The sequence below is a fragment of the Streptomyces sp. NPDC001093 genome (assembly GCF_040298985.1).
GTDB lineage: Bacteria > Actinomycetota > Actinomycetes > Streptomycetales > Streptomycetaceae > Streptomyces.
Window position 1 is genome coordinate 1 of record NZ_JBEPBF010000264.1, and the last position, 4,083, is coordinate 4,083.

The window sequence follows — 4,083 nt, forward strand, 5'->3', positions numbered from 1 at the left end:
CAGACCCGCCAGCAACTCCTCCCGGTCCGCACCCACCACGGCCGCCCGGAAGTCCAGGGCAGTACGGCGGGTGGCGAGGGAGTGGGCGATGTCCAGTGAGCTCAGGGACGGATCGCTGGTGACGTATGTCCGCAGGCGTTCGGCCTGAGCGCGCAGGGCCTCGGGGGTCTTGCCGGACAGCGGCCAGATGACCGGACCGGGCACCGTTTCCGGGTTCTCGAGGGCCTTCTCTGCGGGGGCCTCTTCGATGATGACGTGGGCGTTGGTGCCGCTGATACCGAACGAGGAGATGCCCGCACGGCGCGGACGCCCCGTCTCCGGCCACGGACGGGACTCGGTCAGCAGCCGGACGTTGCCCTCCGACCAGTCCACCTGGTGCGTGGGCTCATCGACGTGAAGGGTCTTGGGCAGCACACCGTGACGGATCGCCTCGACCATCTTGATGATGCCCGACACACCCGCCGCCGCCTGCGTGTGCCCCATGTTCGACTTGATCGACCCCAGCCACAACGGCTGATCCTCCGGACGATCCTTCCCGTACGTCGCCAGCAGCGCCTGCGCCTCGATCGGGTCACCCAGAGTGGTACCCGTACCGTGCGCCTCCACCGCGTCCACGTCGGTGGTGCTCAAGCCCGCCTGGGCCAGTGCCTGCCGGATGACCCGGCGCTGGGAGGGGCCGTTGGGGGCCGTCAGGCCGTTGCTCGCACCGTCCTGGTTCACTGCCGAACCCTTGACGACCGCGAGGACCGGGTGGCCGTTGCGGCGGGCGTCGGACAGGCGCTCGACGAGCAGCATGCCCACGCCCTCGCCCCACGCGGTGCCGTCCGTGGAGTCGGCGAACGACTTGCACCGGCCATCAGGAGCCAGCCCCCGCTGCCGGCTGAACTCCACGAACGCCTCCGGCGTCGCCATCACCGCCACACCACCGGCCAGCGCCAGCGAGCACTCCCCCGACCGCAACGCCTGCGCCGCGAGATGCAACGCCACCAACGACGACGAGCACGCGGTGTCCACGGTCACGGAGGGGCCTTCGAGGCCGAACGTGTAGGACACCCGGCCCGAGGCGACGGAACCGGTGTTCGTGTTGTCCTGATAGTCGTGGTACATCATCCCGGCGAACACGCCCGTGGCCGAGCCCTTCAGCGTCGTCGGGTCGATGCCGGCCCGCTCGATCGCCTCCCAGGCGGTCTCCAGCAGCAGCCGCTGCTGCGGATCGATCGCCAGGGCCTCGTTCGGGCTGATGCCGAAGAAGTCGGGGTCGAAGTCGCCCGCACGGTGGAGGAAGCCGCCGTGCTTGACGTAGCTGGTGTTGGGACGCTCCGAGGCCGGGTCGTACAGCTCGTCGATGTTCCAGCCGCGGTTGGTCGGGAACTCCGAGACCGCGTCCACCCCGTCGGCGACCAGCCGCCACAGGTCCTCCGGCGTCTCCACCCCGCCCGGGTAACGGCAGCTCATCCCGACGATGACGATCGGGTCGCCGTCCGTCGCCGCGACGGTGGGGGCCGCGCCGGTCGCGTCCTCGCCGGTACCCGTGACCTCCTGGGCCAGGTGGCGGGCGAGCACGACCGGGCTCGGGTAGTCGAAGACGAGGGTGGCGGGCAGCCGCATGCCGACGGCCTCGCCGAGGCCGTTGCGGAACTCGACCGCGCTGAGCGAGTCGAAGCCCAGCTCGCTGAAGGCCTGTGCGGGGTCGATGGCCTCCGGTCCCGCGTGACCGAGGGTCGCGGCGGCCGTGGCCCGGACCAGACCGAGGATCTCGGCCTCCTGCTCCTCCGGGGAGAGTCCGGCGAGTCGCTGGGCGAGGGCCGACGACGACGCCGTACCCGTCGTACCGCTGACGACCCGGCGGGCCGGGCGGCGGACCAGACTGCGGAACAGTTCCGGGAGTTCGCCGGCGCCCGCGCCGAGTGCCTTGACGTCCAGGCGGATGGGGACGAGGGCGGGGGCGGGCAGGGCGCTCGCGGTGTCGAACAGCGCCAGGCCCTGCTCGGGCGTAAGCGCGTGCACACCGGTGCTGTTCATCCGGTCGATGTCGGCCTGGCTCAGCTCACCGGCCATGCCGCCGCCCCACAGGCCCCAGGCCAGCGACTGTGCGGGCAGGCCGTTGGCCTTGCGGTGGGCGGCGAGGGCGTCCAGGAACGTGTTGGCGGCCGCGTAGTTGCCCTGCCCCGGATTGCCCAGGGTGCCCGCGGCGGAGGAGAAGAGCACGAACGCGCTCAGATCCTTGCCGGCCGTCAGCTCGTGCAGGTTCAGGGCCGCGTCCACCTTCGGACGCAGCACCCTGTCCACCCGCTCCGGGGTCAGGGAGGAAATCACACCGTCGTCCAGGACACCCGCCACATGCACGACACCCGACAGGTCGACCCCGTCCAGGAGCGCGGCCAGCGCCTCACGGTCCGCCGCGTCACAGGCCGCCACCGTCACCTCGGCACCCAAGGCGGACAGTTCATCCGCCAACTCCCGCATACCAGGCGCCTTTTCACCCCGACGGCTGGTCAGCAGCAGACGGCGCACCCCGTACTCGGTCACCAGGTGCCGGGCGAACAGGCCGCCCAGGGTGCCGGTCGCACCCGTCACCAGCACCGTCCCCTCGGCGGAGAAGACCGACGCGGGACGGGCTGCCTCGTCGTCCGTCACAGGGGTGCGCACCAGCCGGGCTCCGTGGGCCGCGCCGTCACGGACCACGACCTGCGGTTCACCCGTCGCCAACGCCAGGGCGACGGCGTCATCGGTGTCGGTGTCGGTGTCGACATCGACCAGGACGAAACGGTCCGGGTCCTCCGACTGGGCGGAGCGGACCAGGCCCCACACGGCGGCACCCGCCAGGTCGGTGACGTCCTCACCCGGCAACGCCACCGCCCCCCGCGTCACTACCGCGACACGCCCGGCAGCCGACTGCAGCTCGGCGAGCGCCCGATGCACCGCCGTCCGCACGGCCTCCCCGTCCGCACCCGGCGCGCTGCGGAGCACCACCACATCATCCGGCGCAGAATCATGCGAACGCACCTCCGGCAGTCGCGCCCAGTCCAGCTGGAACAGTGATGCGTGGAACGCCGACCGGGCCGCCGCCAGCTGCTCCGGCGCGACCTCCCGGAGCACCAGTGAACGGACCGTCGCCACCGGGCTGCCCTGCTCGTCGGCGACCGCGAGGGCGACACCCTCGGCGCCCTCGCGGGCGAGTCGGACCCGTACCCGGGAAGCACCGGTCGCGTGCAGCGAGACACCGGTCCAGGCGAAGGGCAGACGTGTGCTCTCGGCACCGCCGGGCAGCAGCCCGGTCGCGTGCAGGCAGGCGTCCAGCAGGGCCGGGTGCACCCCGAAGCCCTCGACACCCGTCTCCTCCGGCAGAGCCACCTCGGCGTAGATCTCCTCGGCCGAACCGGCACCGGAGCGCCAGGCGGCCGTCAGGCCCTGGAACACCGGCCCGTACTCCAGACCCGCCTGCGCCAGTGTGTCGTACAGGCCCGTCAGCTCGACCCGTTCGGCGCCCTGCGGCGGCCACTGGGCCAAATCGAAGGAGGCCGTCGGTGCCGCGGCCGACAACAGTCCCGTCGCGTGCCGGGTCCACGTGCCCTCCTCGTCGTCGGAGCGCGCGTACACGTTCACCTGCCGCGTGCCGTCCTCGCCGGCGCTACCGACCACCACCTGTACGGCGACTCCGCCGCGCTCCGGCAGCACGAGCGGCGCCTCCAGCGTCAGCTCCTCCAGCAGCTCGCAGCCGACCCGGTCGCCGGCCGCCAGCGCCAGGTCCACCAGCCCGGTACCGGGGAAGAGGACGGTGCCGCCGACCGCGTGGTCCGCCAGCCACGGCTGGGCCGACGTGGAGAGCCGGCCCGTCAGCACCACACCGTCGCTGTCCGGCGAGGCCACCACGGCGCCGAGCAGCGGATGCACCGCACGGTCGAGCCCTGCGGACGTCACCCCACCGGTGTCCGCACCGGCCCACGCGTCGGACCAGTACTCCAACGCGTCCATCCAGTAGCGCCGGCGCTGGAAGGCGTAGGTGGGCAGGTCGACGCGGCGGGCTCCGGTGCCCGCGTAGAACGCCGCCCAGTCGACCTTCCCACCGTGCACGGCGATCCG

Annotated in this window: 1 protein-coding gene; it reads right to left on the reverse strand. The window is 72.4% G+C overall.

What is annotated here, in order from left to right:
- A partial coding sequence (locus ABT288_RS49595) for a type I polyketide synthase (protein ID WP_351623397.1) occupies positions 1-4,083 on the reverse strand: 4,083 nt, incomplete at both ends.